The organism is Enterobacter sp. 18A13 (assembly GCF_007035975.1).
In the GTDB taxonomy this organism is placed as follows: domain Bacteria; phylum Pseudomonadota; class Gammaproteobacteria; order Enterobacterales; family Enterobacteriaceae; genus Enterobacter; species Enterobacter vonholyi.
Genome location: NZ_AP019634.1, coordinates 1,870,965 through 1,896,061, shown reverse-complemented (window position 1 = coordinate 1,896,061; position 25,097 = coordinate 1,870,965). Strand labels below are relative to the sequence as shown.

Below are 25,097 nucleotides of genomic sequence, written 5' to 3'. Positions count from 1 at the left end.
GGGATGAATTTTCCACTCATCGCGAACGTCGTTGTGTTCGCTGTATTGCTATTGCTTCTCGCGCAGGCGCGCCACAAACAGTGGAGCCTGGCGAAAAAGGTGCTGGTTGGTCTGGCCATGGGTGTCGTATTTGGTCTGGCATTACAGGCAATTTATGGCTCCGATAATCCAGTTCTTAAAGATTCCATTCAGTGGTTCAACATCGTCGGTAACGGCTATGTCCAGCTGCTGCAGATGATCGTTATGCCGCTGGTGTTCGCCTCTATTCTGAGCGCCGTTGCCCGCCTGCATAACGCGACTCAGCTGGGAAAAATCAGCTTCCTGACCATAGGTACGCTGCTGTTCACCACGCTGATTGCCGCGCTGGTGGGTGTGCTGGTCACCAACCTGTTTGGCCTGACCGCAGAAGGCCTGGTTCAGGGTACCGCTGAAACGGCGCGTCTGACCGCGATTCAAACCAACTACGTTGGTAAAGTGGCTGATCTGACCGTGCCGCAGATGGTGCTCTCCTTCATTCCGAAGAACCCGTTTGCTGACCTGACCGGTGCGAGCCCAACCTCGATCATCAGCGTGGTTATTTTCGCCGCGTTCCTGGGCGTAGCGGCGTTGAAGCTGCTGAAAGACGACGCGCCTAAAGGCGAACGCGTGCTGACCGCGATTGATACCCTGCAAAGCTGGGTGATGAAGCTGGTACGTCTGGTGATGCAGCTGACCCCGTACGGCGTGCTGGCGCTGATGACCAAAGTGGTTGCCGGCTCTAACCTGCAGGACATCATCAAGCTGGGCAGCTTCGTTGTCGCCTCTTATCTGGGCCTGGGCATTATGTTCGTGGTGCACGGCATCTTGCTGGGCGTGAACGGCGTCAGCCCGCTGAAGTACTTCCGTAAAGTCTGGCCGGTACTGACCTTTGCCTTCACCAGCCGCTCCAGCGCCGCGTCTATCCCGCTGAACGTGGAAGCGCAGACCCGTCGTCTGGGCGTGCCTGAATCCATCGCCAGCTTCTCTGCCTCCTTTGGTGCTACCATTGGTCAGAACGGCTGTGCGGGTCTGTACCCGGCGATGCTGGCGGTGATGGTTGCTCCTACAGTCGGCATCAACCCACTTGATCCGGTCTGGATCGCCACGCTGGTCGGGATTGTTACCGTAAGCTCCGCAGGCGTTGCGGGTGTTGGCGGTGGCGCAACCTTCGCCGCGCTGATTGTGCTGCCTGCGCTGGGTCTGCCCGTGACGCTGGTCGCCCTGCTGATCTCCGTTGAACCGCTGATCGACATGGGTCGTACCGCGCTGAACGTGAGCGGCTCCATGACCGCCGGCACGCTGACCAGCCAGTGGCTGAAGCAGACCGACAAAACGATTCTGGAAAGTGAAGACGACGCCGAGCTGGCGCACCGTTAATCACCGTCTGAAATAAAAAAACCGCCTGATGGCGGTTTTTTTATGGCTGTTATTCCTCAACCTCTTCATCCTGGCGGATCTGCATCGCCCATCGCTGCGCTGACTCCGGCACCGTAAAGGTGGGTGAGCGACGGAAATGTTCGCCGATCAGCACAAAGGCCACGTATTTCCCCCGCAGCAGCCAGACATCGCGAAAACCCTCCACTTTCAGGGCATGGTCAGGCGGCGCGGGCTCAACGCGGGGCACATAGCTAATTACCTGGCGGTTTTGTTGACGAAGAGGTTTCATAAGCGACTGGTTCACTAAAGCAAATTCTTGAAGCAGGAAAACTCTATGATAGCCGATCCTGCTGCCTTCCGTCGCGCCCCGAGTGGGTGAGAGGGCTCCTTTCGTTAATCACGTCATATGAAAACTCTTAGTTCGCGAGCCATCTCGCGACATTGTTCTATCCTTAATAGGGTTTTTAGCAATGGATAAAGGAGAAGCGTGCAATGTCGAACAAAGATAAAACACATCAATCACCGATTCATGGCACTGAAGAATCTCAACCGGGTATGGACTCTCTCGCCCCTGCTGACGGCTCTCACCGCCCCTCGCCTGGCCCTTCCGCGCCGGGAGAACAGCCTACCGCACCGGGAAGCATGAAATCGCCGGATACGGGAAACGAGAAGCTGAAATCTCTTGAGCCACACCGTAAAGGCGGCGAAGGTTTTGCGCTCACCACCAATCAGGGCGTACGCATTGCTGACGATCAGAACTCCCTTCGCGCAGGCGCGCGCGGGCCTACCCTGCTGGAAGACTTTATCCTGCGGGAAAAAATTACCCACTTCGACCACGAGCGGATACCGGAACGTATCGTCCACGCGCGCGGTTCCGCTGCGCACGGCTACTTCCAGCCCTATAAGAGTCTGAAAGCGATCACTAAAGCGGATTTCCTCTCCGACCCGGATAAAATCACCCCGGTGTTTGTGCGTTTCTCCACCGTGCAGGGCGGTGCGGGGTCGGCAGATACCGTCCGGGATATCCGCGGCTTTGCCACCAAATTTTATACCGAAGAGGGGATTTTCGATCTGGTCGGCAACAACACCCCGGTGTTCTTCATTCAGGATGCGCATAAATTTCCTGACTTTGTCCATGCGGTAAAACCGGAGCCCCACTGGGCCATACCGCAGGGACAAAGTGCGCACGACACCTTCTGGGACTACGTCTCCCTGCAGCCTGAAACCTTGCACAACGTGATGTGGGCGATGTCAGACCGCGGCATTCCACGCAGCTACCGCACCATGGAAGGGTTTGGCATCCACACCTTCCGGATGATCAACGCCGAGGGGAAAGCCACGTTTGTGCGCTTCCACTGGAAGCCGGTAGCGGGTAAAGCCTCGCTGGTGTGGGACGAGGCGCAGAAGCTGACCGGGCGCGATCCGGACTTCCATCGCCGCGAGCTGTGGGAGTCCATTGAAGCGGGCGACTTCCCGGAGTACGAGCTGGGTCTGCAGCTCATCCCGGAAGAGGACGAATTTAAGTTCGATTTCGATCTTCTGGACCCGACGAAGCTGATCCCGGAAGAGCTGGTACCGGTGCAGCTGGTAGGTAAAATGGTGCTCAACCGCAACCCGGATAATTTCTTTGCCGAAAACGAGCAGGCCGCGTTCCACCCGGGGCATATCGTGCCGGGGCTGGACTTCACCAACGATCCGCTCCTTCAGGGACGCCTGTTCTCCTATACCGATACGCAGATCAGCCGACTCGGCGGGCCGAACTTCCACGAAATTCCGATTAACCGCCCAACCTGCCCGTACCATAACTTCCAGCGCGACGGGATGCACCGTCAGGATATTGATACCAACCCGGCTAACTATGAGCCGAACTCCATCAACGATAACTGGCCGCGTGAAACCCCTCCCGGGCCGAAACGCGGTGGCTTCGAATCGTACCAGGAGCGTATCGATGGCAACAAAATTCGCGAGCGTAGCCCCTCGTTCGGCGAATATTACGCCCACCCTCGCCTGTTCTGGAACAGCCAGACGCCGATTGAGCAACAGCACATCATCGGCGGCTTCAGCTTTGAGCTGAGCAAAGTGGTGCGCACCTACATCCGCGAGCGGGTAGTCGATCAGCTGGCGCATATTGATATTCAGCTAGCCCAGAGCGTTGCGGATAACCTGGGCATTACGCTGACCGACGAGCAGCGCAATCTTGCCCCGCCGAAAGAGGTTAACGGGGTGAAAAAAGATCCGTCTCTGAGCCTGTATGCGGTGCCGGGCGGCTCGATTAAAGGCCGCGTGGTCGCCGTTCTGCTGAACGACAAAACCCGCGCCAGCGACGTGCTGGGAATTATGCAGGCGCTTAAAACCCAGGGCGTGCATGCCAAACTGCTCTATTCCCGCATGGGTGAAGTGACGGCCGACGATGGTTCTGTGCTGCCGGTCGCGGCGACCTTTGCCGGTGCGCCATCGCTGACCGTCGATGCGGTAATTGTGCCGGGCGGGGATATTGCCAGCCTGCTGACCAACGGCGACGCCGTCTATTATCTGCTGGAAGCCTATAAGCACCTGAAGCCGATCGCGCTGTCCGGCGACGCGCGACAGTTTAAGGCGCAGCTGAAGGTTGCCGATCAGGGTGAGGACGGCATTGTCGAGGGAGATAACGTTGACGATGCCTTTATGACGAAGCTGTTTGTTTTGCTCGCCGCGCACCGCGTCTGGTCGCGAAGCAGCAAGATTGACCAGATACCGGCGTAAAAAAAGCCGGGTGGCGCTTGCGCTTACCCGGCCTACATTCGATTGGTTTTGTAGGCCCGGTAAGGTAAAGCCGCCACCGGGCTTTATTTCAAAGATCCCCGAACGTCCCCAAACGATACCCTCGCTCGGCAATCGCGTATTTCAACGACGGCGACGTCAGGACATCCAGCTCCGCCAGGCGCGGCCAGCAGTAGGCGCTTTTATGCACGGTGTTATCGACAAAGGCAGGATGCGCCATGACCTCCAGCGACCGTTCCCCTCGCGCGGCGGAATCATCCAGCACCTTCAGGAACAGCGCGTCGTCAATCTCGTCGCCGTAAAATGCGCTGCTGAACCCCTCTGTGGTGGTGACAGCGCAGTCCGGCAATCCGCGCACCTCCCGATCTACGCGCATCGCGACGCCGTTGCGCTTTGCGAAATCAGCGACAATCGGGAAAATCGTCGGGATCATATGCACGTGGTGATGGCTATCGATGTGCGTCGGCGCCCTACCAAACACATCAACAAAGCGGTTGAACTGACTCTCCAGCTCGCGGGCAATCTCTTCGAGCGGCAGAGCACCCTGCTCTGCCAGTTCCCAAATCCATTTGCCCAGCTGGCCGTCGCGCGTCAGGCCCGGCATTGGAGAAAGCGGCATCCCGAGCGTCAGTACAAAATGCATGCCGACGCCCAGCTCCGGCACCTCGCGGCTCAGCTGCGCCGAGTGTTCAACCGCCTCACCATTAACCAGCGCCGTGGTAGAGGTCACCACACCCCGGCGACAGGCTTCAATAATGCCGTAGTTCTGGCCTTTCGAGAGGCCAAAATCATCAGCATTAACGATCAGCAGGTTTTCCATTGTGCGTCCTCTTATTGCTGTTTGAACTTCAGCTTCTCGATCGTAGCGGCAAAGTTTGGCAACCATTTCTCATGCGCCAGGATCATCTCGCTGGCCAGCTGCTCCGCGTCGCGGTCGGAATGCACCAGCGGGCTAAGGTTCAACGCCAGCAGCACGTCATTGAGTTCGCCGCTTAGCGCCGCATTGCTTGCCGCCACTTCAAAGCCTTTGATGGTATGAATCAGGCCCATGACCTTGTCATCGAAGCGGGTGATACGGGGATGCGGTTTAGCACCCTCGCGCCCCAGGATGCAGGTCATCTCAACCGCCCAGTCAGCCGGAATATTGTCGATATGTCCATGATGCGGCACATTCACATAGTGCTCCGCCTGCTTGTCGTTGTAGATGGCGTTGATCACTTCGCACGCCGCATCGGAGTAGTAGGCCCCGCCGCGCTGCTCCAGCTCTTTCGGTTTGACGTTCAGGTTCGGATCTTTATACAAATCGAACAGCTGCTTCTCGACCTTCTGAACGATCTGCGCACGCGCGCCGCCCTTATAGTACTCGCCCATTTCGATGGCCAGCATCTCTTTCTGCTTGAAGTAGTAAAGCAAATACGAGCAAGGCAGCAGATTCAGCGAGCGGATCAACCCTTCGCTAAACGGCAGGTCAAAGATGTTTTTCACCGATGCCGCCGTCAGGCGACCGGAAGCCACGCCGTCCAGCAGTTCGGCAAACCGTGATTTACCGTTCACGATAACGTCTTTAATGAACACCATGTGGTTCAGGCCGAACAAATCGATGGAGAGGTCGTCGCTGTCGGTCAGCTCCAGCACGTCGCGGATGAACATCTTCATGCCGATCGGAATATTACAGACGCCGATAAAACGTTTGAAGTTCGTATGCCGATAGACCGCCTCGGTCACCATCCCGGCCGGGTTGGTGAAGTTAATCACCCACGCGTTCGGGCAGATCTCCTGCACGTCTTTGACGATGTCGAAAATGACCGGGATGGTACGCAGGCCTTTAAAAAGGCCGCCCGCGCCGTTGGTCTCCTGCCCCAGATAGCCATGGCTCAGGGGAATACGTTCGTCCAGCTCACGCGCTTTCAGCTGGCCGACGCGCAGCTGGGTGGTCACGAAATCCGCATCTTTCAGCGCCAGACGACGATCGAGGGTTTTATGCACGGTCAGAGGCACGCCCGCTTTTTCCACCATGCGCTTGCACAGGTCGAAAATAATATTCAGCTTTTCCTGACCTTCCTCAACGTCTACCAGCCATAATTCGCTGACCGGTAATTCATGATAACGTTTCAGGAAACCTTCGAGTAATTCCGGGGTATAGCTGCTGCCGCCACCAATGGTTACGACTTTTAATTTCTTCTGCATAATATCTCCCTTAGCGTATCAGGTTAATCGCCTGCAAGGTATAGCGTGCTCTTCCCGCTATTTGGGCAAGCCATTAAAGCAATATTCGTGGCGGGTAATCCGCCGACAGTTAATTAATTACCGTCAAATTTTTCCGGTAACTGTTCGGTGTGAATGACGTCAATTTCTTAAAGGTTTTAATAAACAGGCTGGGGCTGCTGTATCCTGACTCGTATGCAATATCGGTGACAGAATAGTTGGTAATTTCCAGTTGTTTTTTAGCAAAATTAATGCGGATTTCATTAATAATTTGCACGGGCGTTTTACGATAATAGCGCTGCGTCGCGCGGGTCAGATATTCCTGGGATTTCCCCGACAGGGAGACCATATTTTCCAGCGCATTTTCGCTGAACTGGCCTTTATCGTGCATCAGCTCAACGGTGCTGCGCAGCCACTGTGGAATATCATCCGTTACCTGCTGCTCTTCCCGATGGTGGCGCAGCCGGTTCATCACGTAGAAGGTCACCGTTTCAATAAACTCATCAAATTCATTGTCGCGGAAGTTAAGCGAGGCGATAACCGTTTCAATCCAGGTCATGAACTCGTTTTTGACCCGATAGACCTGAGAGGCCACAAAGCAGAACGGCACCAGCGGCAGATAGTGCTTCTCGAAGAAACGTCTGCTGACGCCCACGTTCAGAATGCGGGTGGCACCAAATTCGTAAAAGCTCTGGTGGTAAGACCCCATCGGCAGGAAGACGAAATCCCCTCGTTCAAGCAGGACGCGCTTACCGTTGATCTCCTGATAGTAGCGACCGGTCAGAACAATCGTGAACTCGTAGTAGTCATGCTGGTGCAGACCGCTGGCGCTCTCCGTTTTGTTGTAGATAACCACGTGAAAATTTTTGCCGTTAAACAGCTGCTGTTCAAGCGCGGTTTTGATTTCCATCGTGCTGACCTCCTGCTACTCAGTCTGACTTACTGCATCTTCTCGTGAAGCTCAATGAGCTCCGCCACCAGCTCGCGCGCCAGCATCGAGGTCATCAGGTGATCCTGCGCGTGGACCAGCACCAGGCTGACCTTCATCTTTCCTTCGCCCTGATCGCTTTCAATCAGCTTTGTTTGCACCAGATGCGCTTCGTTAAGCGCCGTGCGGGACTGTTCCATCATGGTTTTTGCCGCGGCGAAATCCCCCTGCTTGGCCTGCTTCAGTGCGCCATAGGCCAGGCTGCGGGCCTGCCCGGAGTTGATGATAAGCCCCATCACCACTTCTTCGAGATCGTTCTCAACGGCTTCGTCTGCGACAATACTATCCAAATCTAACATGTTTAAGCTCCTTGTGGCTGGCGCGGGTTTCCCCGCGCCGGTCAATCTTAGAATTTCAGTGAGAGGGCAATATCCTCTTCGCTCTCTTCTTCATCAATGATGGTGGCGGCTTTGTTGGCAATCGCCACGAACGGCATGTACAGCAGGGTGGCAACTCCGAGGTTGAATATCGCCAGCAGGAAGGCCGCGACGCTGCCGTTGGTGTTGAAGAAGGCGCCCAGACCCGCCGGCATGGTCCACGGCGCAATGTTGGTGACCGGTGGGATGATGCCCATGTAATACGCCGTCAGGGTGATAGCGGCCAGCAGCGGCTGAATCAGGATGAACGGAATGAACATTACCGGGTTCATGATGATTGGCAGACCGAACAGAATCGGTTCGTTAATCTGGAAGATGCCTGATGGCAGCGCCAGCTTAGCGACCTGACGGTAGTCAGCACGGCGAGAGACAATAAAGACCGCGATGATCAGACCCAAGGTCGCCCCGGTACCGCCCAGGAAGATATAGGAGTCAAGCATCGGCTTCGCCCACACATGGAAGGTTTTACCCGCTGCCAGCGCCGCGTCAACGGAGCCGTACTGTTGGTAAAGCGCAACGTTTTCCAGTGCCCATGGGGTCATAATTCCGCTGTCCAGCGCGGCCAGTGCCAGTGAACCATGCACGCCAAAGAACCACAGCAGAGAGGTAAAAATCACATACGCCCAACCGACCACGCCACCCATCGACGCCAGCGGCGTAGAGATAGAGTCCATGATGATCTGGTGGAAGTTTGTGCCCCAGTGGGAGAGCGCCCAGGCGATAATCCCCATGATGGAGAGAATAATGAAGCCCGGAATCAACGCGGAAAATGAACGAGAAACAGAAGCCGGTACGCTATCCGGCAGGCGGATAACCCAGTTGCGGCGGATAATAAAGGTGAACATCTCTGCCACCACCAGACCGATAACAATACCGGAGATGATGTTGGCCCCGCCCAGCCAGTTGGCACCGACGGCATAGGCTTCACCCACGCTGTATGGCGTTACGGTCATAAAGGCGGCGACGGATAATAACCCGGCGGCCAGCGGATCCACCTTACGCTCTTCTGCCAGTGCCATCCCAATAAAGAAAGGCGCCATCAGCGACATAATCCCCAACGTACCGTTATAGACGTTGCCGCCGATGGCTTTAAAACCATTAAGGGTTTCAATAGTAGAAGCGTCTAACCGAATTCCTAATGAATAAAAGAAGGAACCTTCACCAAAGCTCAGAAAAACGTTGTTAATTAAAACGAACATGGCCCCGGCCAGCGTCAACGGCATTAATTTAATAAAGCCGTTTTTGATGGCATTAACGTGAGGCTGCTTTCCTATTTTAACAGCAAAAGGAAGGAGTACCTTTTCAAGTGAAGCGATGACTTTACTCATAGGAAAATACCCTTAAATGCCGTAACGCATGTTACGGCGTATTGTGTGTGAAATAACTCTTTGACGGGAAAAATAAAAATTAATTAGCAGCTTTTTTAATGGCTGCCACAGCAGCTTTAAGAACACCTAAACCATCAATTTTGCCGTACAGCCCCGAGTCGATCACTTCGACCGGTTTATTCGGTAACAGTCGTTGAATTTCGGGCAACATATAGGCGATTTGCGGTCCCAGTAAAACGACATCGGCTCTCTGACCTTTTTCGCCCGCCAGCGTCTCGGGGAACGCTTCAATCACCACAGGGACTTCATACTTTTCAGCCTGCGCACGCATCTTTGAAACCAGAAGCGAGGTTGACATGCCCGCTGAGCAGAACAGGTAGATATGTTTCTTTTCCATCGTGATTTCCCTCTTGTATGACTACCTGCCATCGCGCTATCACTCGACTCGCTGTCCCAGCAGACAGGTAGCTTGCGTACTGTTGTTTATCGTTGGAGTGAGTATACGCAATGGTACAGACAGGGGATAATTCTGGATAGACTCAAATTGTCTCTCATTGACCTGGCTTGTTGACTCCCTTCACATTTCGGGCAAATAATTCGCGCAAAGAAATAAGATTTTCTGATGCATAAAAAAACCGGCCCTGGGGGCCGGTTTTTTACATCCTCAGGCAAGCAGGGTTACTGCGCCTTAGGTGCCTGCGGATCGGTATCGTATTCAGCACAGGTCTGATAGCCGGAGTTAATCACATGGCCGGTATCATCCAGGGCGACAAAGTAGGTTTCTGCCTTACCATCACGTTGACCCAGGATATAGGTCTGGCAGGTCCCTTTCGCATGAATCATGGTCACTTCAGAAGAAGGTTTACCGGCAATCGCAGCCACCTGCGAACGGGTCATCCCTTTTTTAACGTCTTTTACTACGGGCTGCGTAAACTGATCCTTAGTGCGATCGTAAGCCGTACACCCTGCCAGCATAGTCAGTACCGCCGCTGCGCTAAGAATTCCTGCTACGTTCTTGTTCATATTCCGTCCTCTTGTTTATCAGCGTGTTATCTAAGCATGGGATAAAAAGTACTATTGTTCAACTTTGTGAGTTACGCCAGACGAATTTCGGAAAATTCTAATAAAACAACGATAAGCTGCTAAATCGGCGCAAATTAGCGCACTCGAAACTGTGATCCTTGTCGTTTCTCGCCCAAAGGGTTAGTTTTAACAGCTAACACATTCTGTTTATGTACTGCATATGGAGGGCGTGATGGCTCTGCAACAAGAGATTATTCAGGCACTGGGCGCGAAGCCTACGGTAGATGCACATGAAGAGATCCGCCGCAGCGTGGATTTTTTAAAATCGTACTTAAAAAAGAACGCTTTCCTGAAATCCCTGGTGCTGGGCATCAGCGGCGGCCAGGATTCTACCCTGACCGGTAAACTCTGCCAGATGGCGATTTCAGAGCTTCGCGAAGAGACGGGCGATGAGACGCTGCAGTTTATCGCTGTGCGCCTTCCTTACGGCGTACAGGCGGACGAGCAGGATTGCCAGGATGCCATTGCCTTCATTCAGCCTGACCGCGTGCTGACCGTGAATATTAAGGGCTCGGTGCTGGCAAGCGAGCAGGCGCTTCGCGAAGCGGGCATTGAGCTGAGCGATTTTGTTCGCGGCAACGAGAAAGCCCGCGAACGTATGAAAGCACAGTACAGCATCGCAGGGATGACCAAAGGCGTCGTGGTCGGCACCGACCATGCGGCAGAAGCGATCACCGGTTTCTTCACCAAATACGGCGACGGCGGCACCGACATTAACCCTATCTTCCGTCTCAACAAGCGTCAGGGCAAGCAGCTGCTTGCCGCGCTGGGCTGTCCTGAGCATCTGTATAAGAAAGCGCCGACAGCCGATCTGGAGGACGATCGCCCTTCCCTGCCGGATGAAGCAGCGCTTGGCGTCACCTATGACAACATTGATGATTATCTGGAAGGCAAAAAGCTGGATGAACGTACCGCGAAAATCATCGAAGGCTGGTATCTGAAAACCGAGCACAAGCGCCACACGCCCATTACGGTGTTTGACGACTTCTGGAAAAAATAAAGCAAAACGGTAACCCCGTTTTGTAGGCCGGGTAAGGCGTCGCCGCCACCCGGCTCTTTTTTAACCACCACACTCCTGCTACACTGTATACCTGAACAGTATATGGAGCAGTATGTGAGCAGGCGTCAATCCGCCCCGCGTCTTGAGTTTGAAGCGGCGGCTATCTACGAATATCCCGAGCACCTTCGCCCCTGGCTTGAAGCATTGCCTAAACAGCCGGGCGTGTACATCTTTCACGGCGAAAGCGACACCCTGCCGCTCTACATTGGCAAGAGCGTTAACATTCGCAGTCGGGTGTTATCCCATCTGCGTACCCCGGACGAGGCCGCCATGCTGCGCCAGTCGCGACGCATTACCTGGTTCCAGACGGCCGGAGAAATGGGCGCGCTATTGCTGGAAGCGCGTTTGATTAAAGAGCAGCAGCCGCTGTTCAATAAGCGCCTGCGCCGCAACCGTCAGCTCTGCTCCCTGCAGATCAACGATGGCAAGCCGCAGGTCGTCTACGCGCGCGAGGTCGATTTTTCACATGCCCCCAATCTCTATGGGCTGTTCGCCAATAAACGCGCCGCGCTCCAGGCGCTGCAGACGCTGGCGGACGAGCTGCAGCTTTGCTACAGCCTTTTAGGTCTGGAGGCAACCACCCGCGGACGCGCCTGTTTCCGATCCGCGCTGAAGCGCTGCGCCGGTGCCTGCTGTGGGAAAGAGAGCATTGAGGCGCACCACGCCCGGCTCCTCTCCGGTCTGGGGGCCATCAGCGTGAAGTGCTGGCCCTGGGAAAGCGCCGTTGCGCTAAAAGAAGTGGGTGACGCGATGACCCAGTATCACATCGTCAATAACTGGCTCTGGCTGGGCGCTGTCGACGACATCAACGACGCGGCAACCCTGCTGCGCACGCCCGCCGGATTTGACCACGATGGCTATAAAATTCTCTGTAAGCCGGTATTAGCCGGTAAATTTGAGATCATTGTGCTCAATGACCTGGCAGCCACGTGATTTCGCTGAACAATAAGGTGCCCTGAGCCTCCAGCAGACGCAGCGTATGGGTACCCTCCTCCCAGCTGGCGCCCTGATCGGCCGTCAGCAATTTATCACCCAGCTGCCACGCCCCGGTTAACACAAATACCACGCCCCCGCGTGAGCCAAAGGTGGTAAAGGTACGGTCAGCCACGCGCACCTTCGCCCGGCAGCAGTCGCGCCGGGTCATGATGTTGAAGTCCATCGCCATCCGCCCATCGGACAGCAGCGCTTTCACCGGCAGATCGCCGGCAAAGCTGTAGGGCTGATGGTGCTTGAGGGTATGGAAGAATGCCTGACCGGCATCCAGCGTCACCTCCCCTCCTTCCAGTAACGTGATCACCCGGTCAACGCCTGGAAACGAGGAAAATTCGCCGTTGCTTGCAATAGTCGCGATACTGGCACGCCATTGAAAATCCCGCGTCGCGGGAGGGAAACAACAAATCTCACGCGTTTCACCCGCACCATTGCGCCAGAGGCTGACCGGCATCTTACGGATATCAAAGAACTCCATCACCACTCCTGAATGGCACAACCCGTGCCAGGGCAAGGATATTGCTATCGTTGCTGTCTTGTTTGTTATCGTTGGGTATTCACAGAAACAGTATCGGCAGCAGAGCGGGCAGGCCTTAGCGGAACGTTAATAAAAATTCTAACGCCATGACTCTACAAACATTCTCTGATGCGACTACAGGAGCATACCGCGCTGGCGGCGGCAGACAAGAGGGCAGGAAAGAAAAACCGCCGGTCCTGTCCACAGCGATTGCGCTTTTGTGGACAGGATCCCGGCGGTCTTAAGAGAGTGAACCGATTATTCGGTTGGTGCTGGCATTTTACCTTCCATCGCCGGACGTTCTGTCAGACGCTTCTCAAAATTCGCATTAAATTGTTTTTTCTGTTCAGGGGTCAGAATGTTGTAGATCTTGTTCTGGGTTTCCATGTGAGCCAGCATGCGGGCTTTGTGCTCCTCGGCCATTTTGTCGATCTGCGCTTCGGCTTTCGCCTTATCGAAGCTGTCGCTGGCGATGATGTCATGCATCGCGCGACGCTCTTCAAGCGGTGGACGTTTCATCTGGTCGCGTTCGCCTTTTCTGATGTCGCGGATCTGCTGCTTCTGCGCATCCGTCAGGTTGAGATCCTTAAACATCATCATCTCGTTGTGCATACCCGGACCTTTATGATGCATCATCATTTTGCCTTCAGCAGGCGCGGCAGGTGCAGTGGTCGCAGTATCTGCGGCGAACGCCATGCTGGTAGCGCCCAGAGCCAGGGTAGAAGCAACAAACAGTGCAGTAAACTTACGCATAATTTATTTCCTTTCTTTCAGTTATTCTTCGGCGCTATGCCGTGTTGACGAGATTAACTTTACGGGGTTTATCGTCAATTAGTCAGAGCAACGGTAAAACAATGAAAGTGTAAAAAACAAATTTTCGCCAAATGTGGAGGAAATAAGGATAAAGCGTGGAGAGTTGCAACCAAAAATATTCAATACGATGATTTTAAAGCGATTTTGCAGAAGTATAACGGAGTGAAGGTGAATAATAAAGCAATTCACCAGGAATATTCTGCAAAACACGTTCACGCGCTTTAATTGCTAAGAAAAGGTATTTAACTTCCCCTCCCGGATGATGAGAGGGGAAAGGTTCAGGATATTTTTTCCAGCATCAGCCCGGCCCGCAGGCCAAACGCGACGGTTGGGTTAGGGAATAAAACATACTCGGTGGTTTTCTGCACCTCGTAACGTTCCTCGCCATCCTCGGCCAGCAGCGCCCCTTTGCGGAACGGGGTGAAGTTGAGTGTGTGTGCGGCCATGTGGAGCAGGAAGGCGTCGCTGCGGCGCGTGATCTGCTGTACGACCCGGTAACGCTCAACGGTCTGATGCGTAGGCTCGGGAGCCAACCCGCCCAGCAGCGCCCGCAGGGCGAGATGCGTTGGCGCAAAGCGGGTAAGATCGTTTTGCCCAAACGGCAGCGCTTTCCCCAGCTCCAGCGTACAGGACAACGCCCCAAAGTGCTCACAGGTGAAGTGCGTAAAGGTTCCGCCCGGCGACTGGTGAAACACCAGCGCCTCCAGCCCGGCGTCTCCCAGCCAGCCCAGGAAATCTTCCTCCCACGGCTGATTGCGCTGCGGCAGAACGCCGAAGCGAACGTGGTAGGACGCGCGAATTGCCGTGTGCAGATCCAGATGCCAGCGCACGGGTCCCGCAGCGGCAAAAAACGGGGTCACGATGTTCTCCAGCCACTGTGCCCGCGCCGTTTCGTCACTCTGCGGAAACTGCGACCAGCGCCCGCCGAACATGCGGTTGATATCGCTGACCAGATACCGCTTGTTTTGCGCCAGCGCAGGCGGATTGCCGAGCACCACCAGCACGCGGCACTTCAGGGTAATCTCATCGCGATACAGCGCGCGCAGCAGCAGATCGACAATCTCAACGGGCGCCGTTTCATTCCCGTGGATACCCGTTGAAAGCAGCAGCGAGAGATCGCTTTTTGCTGTCGGCGTCAGCTCAAGCACCCCGCGGCCCAGCCACCGCCAGCGAAATGAGGGGCCCTCCCCCTCTTTCTGTTCCGGTGTCTCATCGGCCAGGGTCAGCGCCAGTAAATTTTCCATATCCACTCCTTCAGCGCTGGAACGGGTAAACCGATCCCAGCTGCAGGATTGCCGATAACGCGTCCAGCGCCTCGCGACCTTCACGCAGAAGCTGCGGGTCAACCAGATCCGCCTGCGTTAACCGATCGCGATAGTAGCGATCGACCCAGTCATTCAGCCGCGTAAAGAGCGTATCGTTCATCATGACCGCCGGATTCACCGCCTGCATTTCGTCCTGGGTCAAGACCACGCGCAGACGTAAACAGGCGGGACCACCGCCGTTGGCCATGCTTTCGCGCAGGTCAAACACGCGCAGTTCGGAAATGGGGTTATCGGCCTTCACCAGCTCGGTCAGATAGCGCCACACGCCCTGATGATCCCGGGACTCCTGCGGCAGAACCAGCATCATGCTGCCGTCATCGCGGCTCAGCAGCTGGCTATTGAACAGATACGTTTCTACCGCGTCCTGCACGCTCACCGCCTCCGTGGGCACCTGAATTGGCGTAAAGCCGCGCACGCGCTCATGCAGCGTGGCGAGCAGTTTCTCCTGATGGGCAAACGCCTGCTCGTGGCAGAACAGCACCTGGCGGTTAGAAACGGCGATCACGTCGTTGTGGAATACGCCCTGGTCAATCACATGCGGGTTTTGCTGGGCAAAAAACACCTGGGAAGGATTAACCTGATTCAGGCGGGCAACCGCCTGGCTGGCCGCCAGCGTCTGACGAGCAGGATAACGGGTTGGCGCGGCGTGGCTGCCCTCTTCTCGCCCGTAGATAAACAGCTGCAGGCCCGGATCGCCATAATCGCCCCCCAGGCGGTTATGGTTGGCCGCGCCTTCGTCGCCGAACATCGCCACCTGCGGCAGGGCCTGATGCACCGCAAAATGGGCGTCCTGGTTGAAAATGGCGCGCAGCACGCGCTCGGTGGTTTCCGCTTCGGTGGCGCGGTGAAACTTGTTATTCAGGTTCGCCACCGTCAGGTGGACTTTGCCATCCAGCGTATCGGCTGACGGCGCGACGGTTGCCGCGTTGGCGACCCACATCGAAGAGGCGGAGCTTGCCGCCGAGAGCAGGTGCGGCGTCTGCGTACCCGCTTTTTCAACTACCTGCTCATCGGTGCCGCTAAAGCCGAGCTGGCGCAGCACCGCCACGTTCGGACGCTCCTGCGGCGGGATCACCGCCTGCGGGAAACCGGCATCCGCCAGCGCTTTCATCTTCAGCAGCCCCTGTTTTGCCGCCAGCTTCGGGTTGGAAACCTGAAAGCGGTGCTTCGTCGAGGCTTCATTACCAAAAGAGAGACCGGCGTAGTGGTGCGTCAGCCCCACCAGCCCGTCAAAGTTGACTTCACGCGCTTTCATGACGGTCCCCTCCGGTAAAGTCCAGCCCCGGATTAAGCGTCTCCGGCAGCGTCAGCGCCGGGGTTTCCAGGCTCGCCATCGGCCAGGCACAGTAATCGGCGGCATACCACGCGCTGGCGCGATGGTTGCCCGATGCGCCCACGCCGCCGAACGGCGCGGTGCTCGCGGCCCCGGTCAGCGGTTTATTCCAGTTCACAATCCCGGCGCGCGCTTCCAGCAGCAGCCGATCAAACTTCTCGCGATGAGGCGAAATCAGCCCGCTCGACAGGCCGTAGCGGGTGTTATTGGCCATCGCAATCGCCGCATCAAAATCGTCGTAACGCCAGACGCACAGCAGCGGACCAAAGACCTCTTCATCCGGGACGTTGCTCGCGCCACTCATCTCTACGATGCCCGGCGTCAGCAGCGAGGTTCCCGGCTGAACCAGCTTCGGCTCCAGCAGGGTTTTCGCGCCGCGCGCGACGTGGTCCTGCCAGGCCTTCAGCACGTTCAGCGCGGCCTGTTCGGAAATCAGTCCGCCGATAAACGGCTGCGGATCGGCATCCCACGCGGCTGGCACCAGGCGCGCGCTTACCTCTACAAGACGTTTCAGGAAAGCATCCCCCTGCGCACCTCTTTTCACCAGCAGACGGCGGGCACAGGTGCAGCGCTGTCCGGCGGTTATAAAGGCGGACTGAATCGTCAGGTGCACCGCGGCGTCAATATCATCCGGGTCTTCCACAATCAGCGGGTTGTTGCCCCCCATCTCCAGCGCCAGAATTTTTTCCGGCTGCCCCGCCAGCTGGCGGTGCAGCTGATAGCCCGTCCCGGCGCTGCCGGTAAACAGCAGGCCGTCGATATCGCTCAGCGCGCTCAGCGCCTGACCGGTTTCCCGTCCGCCCTGCACCAGGTTTAGCACGCCCGGCGGCAGGCCTGCCTGTTCCCACAGCTTAACCACCGCTTCGCCGGTTAATGGCGTGAGCTCGCTCGGTTTGAAGATGACGGTATTGCCCGCCAGCAGCGCGGGCACAATGTGCCCATTCGGCAGATGCCCCGGGAAGTTGTACGGACCAAACACCGCCAGCACGCCGTGCGGACGGTGGCGCAGCGTGGCCGCGCCGTCCGGCATGTCGGTGTGCTGTTCGCCGGTACGGGTGTGGTACGCCTTCACCGAAATGGCGATTTTGTTGATCATCGCCGTCACTTCGGTTGTCGCTTCCCAGCGCGGTTTACTGGTTTCAGACGCGATGATGCGCGTCAGTTCGGCCTTGTTTGCCTCCAGCAGCCCGGCAAACTTTTCAACAATTTCCTGGCGCACGGCGAAAGGCTGTTTTGCCCACGCCGGAAACGCGCGGCGGGCGGCATGGCAGGCTTGTTCCACCTGCGCGGCGCTGGCGTCATTCCCCTTCCAGAGCGCCTCTTTTCCTACCGGATTGGTCTTTACGCGCTGTTCGCCTTCGCCCGTGACCCAGTCACCGTTAATCCATAATGTCATGCTGTTTTCTCCTCAGGGCAGAGACGCACCAGGCGAACCGTATCGCCGGCGTTACATTTCAGGGCATCCAGTTCTGCAGCCGTCAGCACCAGACGTTCACATTTGGGGTTGGTACGCACCAGCATGGCGCGGAAGTTGGCATAATTTTCGTTCGCCACCAGGCACGCCGGCCAGTCGCCCGGCGCGGGCTGGCCTTCAGAGACCTCAACCAGCCGGCTCTTACGGATCGCGCGCACGCGGTCGATATCGCACTCAAGCGTAGGCCCGCCGTCAAAGATGTCGACATAGTTGCGGTAGCGGAAGCCTTCTTTCTCCAGCACCGCGCGGGCGGGTGCGGTTTGCGGATGCACTTCGCCGATCACCGCCTGTGCTTCCGGGCTGAGGAAATGGGTATAAATAGGATGCTTCGGCATCAGTTCGGCAATAAAGGCTTTCTGGCCGGTGCCGCAGAGATAGTCCGCCCGGCTGAACTCCATCGAGAAGAAGCGCTCGCCCAGGCTCTCCCAGAACGGTGAGTAGCCGGTGTCGTCGATCACGCCGCGCATCTCCGCAACCACTTTTTCGTTAAAGCGATCGCGGAAGGCGGCCATAAACATAAAGCGCGATTTGGAGAGCAGATAGCCGTTGCCCTCTTTTCGCCACGCCGGGTCGAGAAACAGCGTGCAAAGCTCGCTGGCGCCCGTGTGGTCATTGCAGAGAAACAGCGTGGGCAGCGCGTTATAGACGTTAAGCTCTTTCGAGGCGTGAACCATGGTGCCGACGCGGTAGTTGTACCACGGATCGTTAAGCCCGACGGCCACTTCAATGGCGCAGATCCCGGCCACGGTTCCCGTGTCGGTGTCTTCCAGCACGAACACATACCCCTGTTCGCTTTTTGGCAACGTCCCCTGCCAGGTTTGCAGGGCGCGCTCAATGCGCGCCGACAGCGTATTTTCATCGGCAGGAAGCGAGGTCAGCCCGCCTCCCGTCTTACCGGCAAGCTGCATGAGCCCGGCGAGGTCGCCGCGCTCAACGGGACGGATGACCATCATGATGACACCCCGGATTTCACTTTTTCACACGCCAGCGCAAAGCGGTCCAGACCGGTTTGCACCTCTTCCTCGCTGACGATCAGCGCGGGAGCAAAACGCACTACGTTGGCACCGGCAATCAGCACCATCACGCCCACTTTTGCCGCTTCCTGTGAAATAAGTTTAGCTTTCCCGGCAAACTCAGCTGTGAGCTCGCAGCCGATTAACAGCCCCAGGCCGCGGATCTCTTTAAACAGCCCCGTTTTGCCGTTGATGGCGTTCAGACGCTCAACAAACCAGTCGTGGCGCTGCTTAACGCCCTTCAGCACCTCAGGGGTGTTAATGATGTCGAGCACCTGTCCGGCGACGGCGGTGGCCAGCGGGTTGCCGCCGTAGGTGGTGCCGTGGGTGCCGACGGTCATCACGCTGGCGAATTTATCGGTGGTCAGCGTCGCGCCAATCGGAAAGCCGCCGCCCAGCGCTTTGGCGGTCGAAAGCACGTCCGGCGTGACGCCGTAGTGCATATAGGCATACAGCTCGCCGGTGCGGCCCACGCCGGTCTGCACTTCGTCGAAAATCAGCACCGCGTTATGACGATCGCACAGCTCGCGCAGCCCCTGCAGGAATTCCTTTTTCGCCGGAAGCACGCCGCCCTCGCCCTGCATCGGCTCGACGATCACCGCGCAGGTGGTGTCGTTAATCAGCTCGCTGGCGGACTGCAGATCGTTATAAATACCGTGACGGATATCCGGCGGCAGCGGGGCGAAATCCTGCGAGTATGAAGGCTGGCCGCCCGCGCTGACGGTAAAGAGCGTGCGCCCGTGGAAGGCATTTTTAAACGCCACGATGCCGCTCTTGTGGGTACCAAATTTATCGTGCGCATATTTGCGCGCCAGCTTCAGCGCCGCTTCGTTGGCTTCCGCCCCCGAGTTACAGAAAAAGACCTTCTCCGCAAACGTCGCGTCGATCAGTTTTTTGGCCAGGCGCAGCGCGGGCTCGTTGGTAAAGCCGTTGCCGGTATGCCAGAACTTCGCCGCCTGGTCATTGAGCGCCTGACGCAGCGCCGGGTGCGCATGACCCAGCGCGTTGACCGCAATCCCACCTGCAAAGTCGATATACTCTTTACCCTGCTGATCCCACAGGCGCGAGCCTTCCCCACGAACCGGAATAAAAGCCGCCGGAGCGTAAACCGGCATCATCCATTCATCGAAATTTTCACGCGTAATTGACAGAGACATAGCGACCTCATCCGGTAAATAAAAGGTTATTTGAATGTTAAATAATTGAGTGTTTGCACTGTGAATGTAGATTGCAGCCTTCGTGCCAGCCAGCGATAAAATTGCATAAACGGGTTGAGGTAACAGAATATCAATAAGTTACAATATGGAGTTATTCACCTTTAGTGCATAAAAAGTGAATATTTTTACGACAAGCGGCGCTTTGCCGCATTAAAATCAGAAAGAGTATGCACAGGCCAAATATAATTCTGGAATTGTGATCGCTCGCGAAATTTATCGGTCATTTACGCCCTGTTTGAGGGCGAGGCGCGTCAGAATGGTGCAAATATTGCACCACCGGCATTATCTGTTGCAGTTATTGGCCGAAGCCGGTAACAGTTGACGCAAATTCTGCTACCATCCCTGCACTATTCACCTTGCACTGGCAGCGACTATGAAATTTGTCTCTTTTAATATCAACGGCCTGCGTGCCCGCCCTCATCAGCTTGAAGCTATCGTTGAGCAACATCAGCCAGATGTGATCGGCCTGCAGGAGACAAAGGTTCACGACGACATGTTCCCCCTCGAAGAGGTGGCGAAACTCGGCTACAACGTCTTTTATCACGGCCAGAAAGGTCACTATGGCGTCGCGCTGCTCACCAAAGCGCCGCCGGTTTCCGTGCGTCGCGGCTTCCCCGGCGACGGTGAAGAAGCGCAGCGCCGCATCATCATGGCGGAAGTCCCTTCCGCGCTCGGAAATATCACGGTCATTAACGGCTATTTCCCGCAGGGTGAGAGCCGTGACCATGAAACAAAATTCCCGGCTAAAGCCAAGTTTTATCAGGATCTGCAGGACTACCTGACCACCGAACTCAAAAAAGAGAATCCGGTGCTGATCATGGGCGACATGAATATCAGCCCGACGGATCTCGATATCGGTATTGGCGAAGAGAACCGCAAACGCTGGCTGCGCACCGGCAAATGCTCCTTCCTGCCGGAAGAGCGTGAGTGGATGGAGCGCCTGCTGGGCTGGGGCCTGGTGGACACGTTCCGCAACGCCAACCCGGAAACGCAGGATCGCTTCTCCTGGTTTGACTACCGCTCAAAAGGCTTTGACGACAACCGCGGCCTGCGTATCGACCTGCTGCTGGCCAGTTCGCCGCTGGCCGAGCGCTGCATCGAAACCGGGATCGACTACGACATCCGCAGCATGGAAAAACCATCTGACCACGCGCCGGTGTGGGCTAAATTCAAGCTGTAATGACGCGTGAACATTCCAAAAACACTCTTCCTGTGCGCCCTTCTGGGCGCATTTATGTTGACGTTTGTCATGCTTTCCCCGGGAACCCTCTCCCTGGAAGGGATTAAAACCCACCAGCAGGCACTCCTCTCCCATGTTGACCACGCGCCGCTGCGCAGCGCGCTGACCTTTTTTGCGATCTATGTGGCGGTCTCCGCCCTCTCGATTCCCGGCGCGGCGATCCTCACCCTGCTGGGCGGGGCGTTGTTTAGCCTGTGGGAAGGCACCGTGCTGGTCTCGTTTGCCTCCACCCTCGGGGCGACGCTTGCGATGCTCGCAAGCCGTTATCTGCTGCGCGACTGGGTTCAGCAGCGGTTTGCTCAGCAGATGAAAACGGTAAACGCTGGCATGGCACGCGACGGCGCGAACTTTCTTTTTGCCCTGCGCCTGATGCCGCTGTTCCCGTTTTTTCTGGTGAATTTGCTGATGGGGCTGACCCGCATGGGCGTCTGCCGCTACTGGTGGGTCAGCCAGGTCGCCATGCTGCCCGCCACGATTATCTTTCTGAACGCCGGGCGCGAGCTGGGAAAAGTGACTTCGCTGCGCGATATTTTGTCGCCGGGCATGCTATTCGCCTTTACACTACTGGGGTTATTACCGCTGGTCACCCGCCGGCTGTTTTCCCGTTTTCTCCCGTCTGCTAAAAAGTGAGGCATTATGCGCCGTGTGCGTTTTTGCACGTTTCTGACCGGTCTGCTGCTGGCAGCCCCCCTATTTGCCGCCAACGGCTGGCAGGCCATTCAGCAACAGGCTAAAGGCCAGACCGTCTGGTTTAACGCCTGGGGCGGCGATCCGGCGGTCAACCGCTATCTGGAATGGGTCAGCGATGAGATGCAAACGCACTATGCCATTACCCTAAAAATCGTCCCGCTGGCGGATGCTGCCGACGCCGTAAAACGTATTCAGACCGAAGCCGCCGCGGGGCGTAAGACCAACGGCTCGGTTGACCTGCTGTGGATTAACGGCGAAAACTTCCGCACGCTGAAAGAGGCGAACCTGCTGCAAACCGGATGGGCGCAGACGCTGCCAAACTGGCGCTATGTTGATACCCGCAAACCGGTCACGGAAGATTTTGCCGTCCCAACCGACGGGGCGGAATCGCCATGGGGCGGCGCGCAGCTGACCTTTATCGCCCGCAAGGCCAGCATGCCGACGCCGCCTGTGGATCCTCAGGCGCTGCTGGCTTACGCGCAGCAGCACCCCGGCAAGATCAGCTATCCGCGCCCGCCCGATTTTACCGGCACGGCATTTCTTGAGCAGCTGCTGCTGACGCTGACCGTTCACCCGGACGCGCTGCAAAAGGCTCCCGATAGCACCTTTGCCGAGGTGACGGCACCGCTCTGGGATTATCTGGACAAACTCCACCCGCAGCTGTGGCGCGAAGGGAAAGATTTCCCCCCTTCCCCTGCACGGATGGATGCCCTGCTTGCCAGCGGCAGCCTGAACCTGTCCCTGACCTTTAACCCGGCCCATGGTCAGCAAAAAATAGCGAGCGGCGAACTGCCTGCCGACAGCTACAGCTTTGGTTTCCAGAGTGGGATGCTAGGTAACGTCCATTTTGTGGCGATTCCGGCCAATGCCGGCGCCAGCGCGGGTGCAAAAGTGGTCGCTAATTTCCTGCTGTCACCGCAGGCGCAGATCCGCAAGGCCGACCCGGCCATCTGGGGCGATCCGAGCGTGCTGGATGCCAAAACGCTGCCCGAAGGTGAAGCCAAACAGCTGCTGGCCCACACGCCTCAGGAGTTGCCGAAGGTGCTTGCAGAGCCGCAGTCCGCCTGGGTGAACGCGCTGGAGCAGGAATGGCTGCGTCGTTACGGCACCCGCTGAGCGGGCTAGTCTGGCTGGCGATGGCGGTAATTTATCTACCGCTCCTGCCCGCAGGCGCCATGCTGTTGGCACCGGCGTTTTCGTTGACAAACTGGCAGCGGCTGGTGAACGATCCGCAACTCCCGCAGGCGGCCGTCGCCACGCTGGTCTCAACGCTCATCGCCACGCTGGGGGCGTTGCTGATTGCCCTTTTCCTCGTCAGCCTTTTATGGCCCGGTAAGCGCTGGCGCCGTCTCACTACCCGCCTGCCATGGCTACTGGCGATCCCCCATGTGGCGTTCGCCACCGGCGCATTACTGCTTTTTGCCGAGGGCGGTCTGTTTTATCAGATCTGCACCGTCTGTTCGCCGCCGTTTGACCGATACGGCACCGGGCTGGGCCTGACGCTCGCGGTCAAAGAGAGCGCGTTTGTGCTGTGGGCGATTTACGCCGTGCTGCCGGAGAAGCGGCTCGCGCAGCAGAAGATCGTCCTGCAAACCTTTGGCTACGGGCGTTTTCAGACGCTCAGTTGGCTGATTCTCCCGGCCATCGCGCCCGTTCTCGGGGCGGTGATGCTGGCGGTGCTGGCGTGGTCGCTCTCGGTCGTGGACGTAGCGATCGTTCTCGGGCCCGGCAACCCGCCTACCCTGGCCGTGCTGGCCTGGCAGTGGCTGAGCCAGGGCGACGCGCAGCAGCAGGCAAAAGGGACGCTGCTGTGCCTGCTTCTCCTTCTGCTGCTGTCCGCGCTTGCCGCCCTCGGGTACGGCCTCTGGAAAGCATGGCGTCGCACCATTCCGGAAGTCGCGGGGACGCGTCCCCGGTCTCAGCGCCTCCTGCCTGAGCGAGCACTGAGCGGGTTCCTCCCCGCGTGCGGCGTGCTGTGCGCCGTGGTGCTGTTGATGCTGGCGCAAAGGAATGACGTTGGCCCGGTGGGAAGCAGCCTTTCCTTCGGTCTGCTTTCAGCCTTGATTGCCCTGGTCGTCGGCTTGCTCTGGCTGGAATGGGGTCCGCAGCGTGGCACGCTGTGGGTATGGTTACCGCTCGCCCTTCCGGCCCTCCCGCTCGTCACCGGTCAGTATGCGATTGCGTTGCACCTGGGCATCGACGGGCACTACGCCGCCGTGCTCTGGAGCCACCTCCTGTGGGTATTGCCGTGGACGCTGCTGGTGCTGCAGCCCGCCTGGCGGCGGATCGATCCCCGGCTCATCCTCACCGCCAGAACGCTCGGCTGGCGACGGGGAAAAATATTCTTGCTGCTGAAATGTCCCCTGCTGGTGCGCCCTGCGCTGCTGGCCTTTGCCACCGGCTTTTCCGTCAGCATGGCGCAATACATGCCGACGCTCTGGCTCGGCACCGGGCGTTTCGCCACCCTGACCACCGAAACCGTCGCGCTCAGCAGCGGGGGCAGCATCCCGATCCTCGCTAACCGGGCGCTGGGACTAATGCTGGTCACGGGCACGGTGTTTGGTCTTGCTGCCCTGTTGTCCCGGCTCGTAGGCCGCTACCGACAAGGATTACGTTAATGCTGAAGGTAAACAATCTCACCGTCGAACCGCTTTTCCGCGAGGTCAGTTTTTGCGTGCCCCGCGGGGAGATCGTCACCCTGATGGGGCCGTCCGGCAGCGGAAAATCGACCCTTTTTGCCTGGATGGTCGGCGCGCTGTCAGACGATTTCCAGGCGCGGGGCGAACTGTGGCTGGACGCGCGTCGCTGCGACGGTCTCCCCGTGGAATCCCGCGGGCTGGGTATTCTCTTCCAGGACGCGCTGCTGTTCGAACAGTTCAGCGTCGGGCAGAATTTGCTGCTGGCGCTGCCCGAGCGCATCACCGGACGCGCGCGTCGGGAAGCGGTCGAGCAGGCTCTGAATTCCGCGGGGCTGAGCGGTCATTACGCCAGCGACCCGGCCACCCTTTCCGGTGGGGAGCGCGCCCGGGTTAGCCTGCTGCGCGCCCTGCTCGCGGAGCCGCAGGCGCTGCTGCTGGATGAACCGTTCGGGCGCCTCGATAAAGCGTTACGAGCCTCATTTCGGGCATGGGTGTTTGACGCCGTCCGCGCGCGCAATATTCCAGTAGTGCTGGTCACGCACGATGAGGACGATATTCCGCCCGGCGGCAAGCTGATTGAGATTTCTCGCTGGCAATAATGTGCTAACGCAATGTTTTACGTTTCGGGAGAGACGACAATGCACCCCTCT

24 protein-coding genes are annotated in these 25,097 nt (G+C 57.4%); 9 read left to right on the top strand and 15 right to left on the bottom strand.

What is annotated here, in order from left to right:
• The first annotated feature begins 3 nt into the window (after nt 1-3).
• A complete protein-coding gene (locus FOY93_RS09330) occupies nt 4-1,395 on the top strand; it encodes an L-cystine transporter (RefSeq protein WP_111965608.1) in 1,392 nt (463 codons plus the stop codon).
• A 49-nt stretch (nt 1,396-1,444) separates the two neighbouring features.
• Here the strand turns inward: FOY93_RS09330 and cedA are convergent, their stop codons facing one another.
• Entirely contained in the window at nt 1,445-1,699 is a 255-nt protein-coding gene (cedA, locus tag FOY93_RS09325; RefSeq protein WP_072032690.1) for a cell division activator CedA, read from the bottom strand.
• A 188-nt stretch (nt 1,700-1,887) separates the two neighbouring features.
• On the opposite strand from cedA, the gene katE reads away from it, so the two are divergent.
• Nucleotides 1,888-4,137 carry a catalase HPII gene (gene katE, locus FOY93_RS09320; protein ID WP_136194711.1) on the top strand — a complete coding sequence of 750 codons (2,250 nt, stop codon included), beginning with the start codon at nt 1,888-1,890 and terminating at the stop codon, nt 4,135-4,137.
• 88 nt (nt 4,138-4,225) lie between these two features.
• Here katE and chbG read toward each other — a convergent pair whose 3' ends face one another.
• The 7 genes from chbG to osmE all read right to left on the bottom strand — a co-directional run bounded on the left by chbG (nt 4,226) and on the right by osmE (nt 10,076).
• Nucleotides 4,226-4,975, bottom strand: coding sequence for a chitin disaccharide deacetylase (chbG, locus tag FOY93_RS09315; protein ID WP_133294209.1), 750 nt, complete (start codon nt 4,973-4,975; stop codon nt 4,226-4,228).
• 11 nt (nt 4,976-4,986) lie between these two features.
• On the bottom strand, nt 4,987-6,342 hold the full coding sequence (locus FOY93_RS09310; RefSeq protein WP_136194710.1) for a 6-phospho-beta-glucosidase: 1,356 nt from the start codon (nt 6,340-6,342) through the stop codon (nt 4,987-4,989).
• Between the two features lie 109 nt (nt 6,343-6,451).
• Entirely contained in the window at nt 6,452-7,270 is an 819-nt protein-coding gene (chbR, locus tag FOY93_RS09305) for a transcriptional regulator ChbR (protein WP_029740446.1), read from the bottom strand.
• Nucleotides 7,271-7,299: 29 nt separating this feature from the next.
• A complete protein-coding gene (gene chbA, locus FOY93_RS09300; protein ID WP_111965604.1) occupies nt 7,300-7,647 on the bottom strand; it encodes a PTS N,N'-diacetylchitobiose transporter subunit IIA in 348 nt (115 codons plus the stop codon).
• Nucleotides 7,648-7,694: 47 nt separating this feature from the next.
• A complete protein-coding gene (gene chbC / locus FOY93_RS09295) occupies nt 7,695-9,053 on the bottom strand; it encodes a PTS N,N'-diacetylchitobiose transporter subunit IIC (RefSeq protein WP_032657878.1) in 1,359 nt (452 codons plus the stop codon).
• Nucleotides 9,054-9,132: 79 nt separating this feature from the next.
• Nucleotides 9,133-9,450 carry a PTS N,N'-diacetylchitobiose transporter subunit IIB gene (chbB, locus tag FOY93_RS09290; protein ID WP_111965603.1) on the bottom strand — a complete coding sequence of 106 codons (318 nt, stop codon included), beginning with the start codon at nt 9,448-9,450 and terminating at the stop codon, nt 9,133-9,135.
• Nucleotides 9,451-9,731: 281 nt separating this feature from the next.
• Nucleotides 9,732-10,076 (bottom strand): osmotically-inducible lipoprotein OsmE, encoded by a 345-nt coding sequence (gene osmE / locus FOY93_RS09285; RefSeq protein ID WP_010430142.1) that lies wholly within the window; start codon nt 10,074-10,076, stop codon nt 9,732-9,734.
• A gap of 232 nt (nt 10,077-10,308) precedes the next feature.
• Between osmE and nadE the strand changes: the two genes are divergently transcribed.
• Nucleotides 10,309-11,136 carry an NAD(+) synthase gene (gene nadE / locus FOY93_RS09280; RefSeq protein WP_111965602.1) on the top strand — a complete coding sequence of 276 codons (828 nt, stop codon included), beginning with the start codon at nt 10,309-10,311 and terminating at the stop codon, nt 11,134-11,136.
• Between the two features lie 114 nt (nt 11,137-11,250).
• Nucleotides 11,251-12,129 carry an excinuclease Cho gene (cho, locus tag FOY93_RS09275; protein WP_133294207.1) on the top strand — a complete coding sequence of 293 codons (879 nt, stop codon included), beginning with the start codon at nt 11,251-11,253 and terminating at the stop codon, nt 12,127-12,129.
• On the opposite strand, the gene ves is transcribed toward cho, so the two are convergent.
• The 7 genes from ves to astC all read right to left on the bottom strand — a co-directional run bounded on the left by ves (nt 12,107) and on the right by astC (nt 19,818).
• Nucleotides 12,107-12,664 carry an environmental stress-induced protein Ves gene (ves, locus tag FOY93_RS09270; protein ID WP_133294206.1) on the bottom strand — a complete coding sequence of 186 codons (558 nt, stop codon included), beginning with the start codon at nt 12,662-12,664 and terminating at the stop codon, nt 12,107-12,109. The two genes, cho and ves, sit on opposite strands and share 23 nt — an antisense overlap.
• 297 nt (nt 12,665-12,961) lie before the next feature.
• A complete protein-coding gene (gene spy / locus FOY93_RS09265; RefSeq protein ID WP_143344995.1) occupies nt 12,962-13,456 on the bottom strand; it encodes an ATP-independent periplasmic protein-refolding chaperone Spy in 495 nt (164 codons plus the stop codon).
• A gap of 338 nt (nt 13,457-13,794) precedes the next feature.
• On the bottom strand, nt 13,795-14,760 hold the full coding sequence (astE, locus tag FOY93_RS09260) for a succinylglutamate desuccinylase (RefSeq protein WP_143344994.1): 966 nt from the start codon (nt 14,758-14,760) through the stop codon (nt 13,795-13,797).
• A gap of 10 nt (nt 14,761-14,770) precedes the next feature.
• Nucleotides 14,771-16,096 (bottom strand): N-succinylarginine dihydrolase, encoded by a 1,326-nt coding sequence (gene astB, locus FOY93_RS09255; RefSeq protein WP_143344993.1) that lies wholly within the window; start codon nt 16,094-16,096, stop codon nt 14,771-14,773.
• The gene (astD, locus tag FOY93_RS09250) at nt 16,083-17,570 is read right to left on the bottom strand and encodes a succinylglutamate-semialdehyde dehydrogenase (RefSeq protein ID WP_133294203.1); all 1,488 of its coding nucleotides are present in this window, start codon (nt 17,568-17,570) and stop codon (nt 16,083-16,085) included. The genes astB and astD overlap by 14 nt, the downstream gene beginning before the upstream one ends.
• Nucleotides 17,567-18,601: an arginine N-succinyltransferase gene (gene astA, locus FOY93_RS09245; RefSeq protein WP_115874811.1), complete on the bottom strand. Its 1,035-nt coding sequence runs from the start codon at nt 18,599-18,601 to the stop codon at nt 17,567-17,569. Before astA ends, astD begins: the two co-directional genes overlap by 4 nt.
• A complete protein-coding gene (gene astC / locus FOY93_RS09240; RefSeq protein WP_111965596.1) occupies nt 18,598-19,818 on the bottom strand; it encodes a succinylornithine/acetylornithine transaminase in 1,221 nt (406 codons plus the stop codon). The genes astA and astC overlap by 4 nt, the downstream gene beginning before the upstream one ends.
• A 433-nt stretch (nt 19,819-20,251) precedes the next feature.
• Here astC and xthA point away from each other — a divergent pair, with 433 nt between their 5' ends.
• From xthA to FOY93_RS09215, 5 genes are read left to right on the top strand one after another with little or no spacing between them, the layout of a single operon-like run.
• Nucleotides 20,252-21,058, top strand: a complete 807-nt coding sequence (gene xthA / locus FOY93_RS09235; RefSeq protein WP_111965595.1) for an exodeoxyribonuclease III — start codon at nt 20,252-20,254, stop codon at nt 21,056-21,058.
• A gap of 6 nt (nt 21,059-21,064) precedes the next feature.
• Entirely contained in the window at nt 21,065-21,748 is a 684-nt protein-coding gene (locus FOY93_RS09230; protein WP_133294201.1) for a TVP38/TMEM64 family protein, read from the top strand.
• A gap of 15 nt (nt 21,749-21,763) precedes the next feature.
• Complete coding sequence (locus FOY93_RS09225) at nt 21,764-22,924, top strand: ABC transporter substrate-binding protein (protein ID WP_133295419.1); 1,161 nt, start codon at nt 21,764-21,766, stop codon at nt 22,922-22,924.
• Nucleotides 22,897-24,426, top strand: a complete 1,530-nt coding sequence (locus tag FOY93_RS09220; RefSeq protein WP_136194706.1) for an ABC transporter permease family protein — start codon at nt 22,897-22,899, stop codon at nt 24,424-24,426. Before FOY93_RS09225 ends, FOY93_RS09220 begins: the two co-directional genes overlap by 28 nt.
• Nucleotides 24,426-25,046, top strand: a complete 621-nt coding sequence (locus FOY93_RS09215; RefSeq protein WP_133294199.1) for an ATP-binding cassette domain-containing protein — start codon at nt 24,426-24,428, stop codon at nt 25,044-25,046. The genes FOY93_RS09220 and FOY93_RS09215 overlap by 1 nt, the downstream gene beginning before the upstream one ends.
• Nucleotides 25,047-25,097 lie beyond the last annotated feature (51 nt).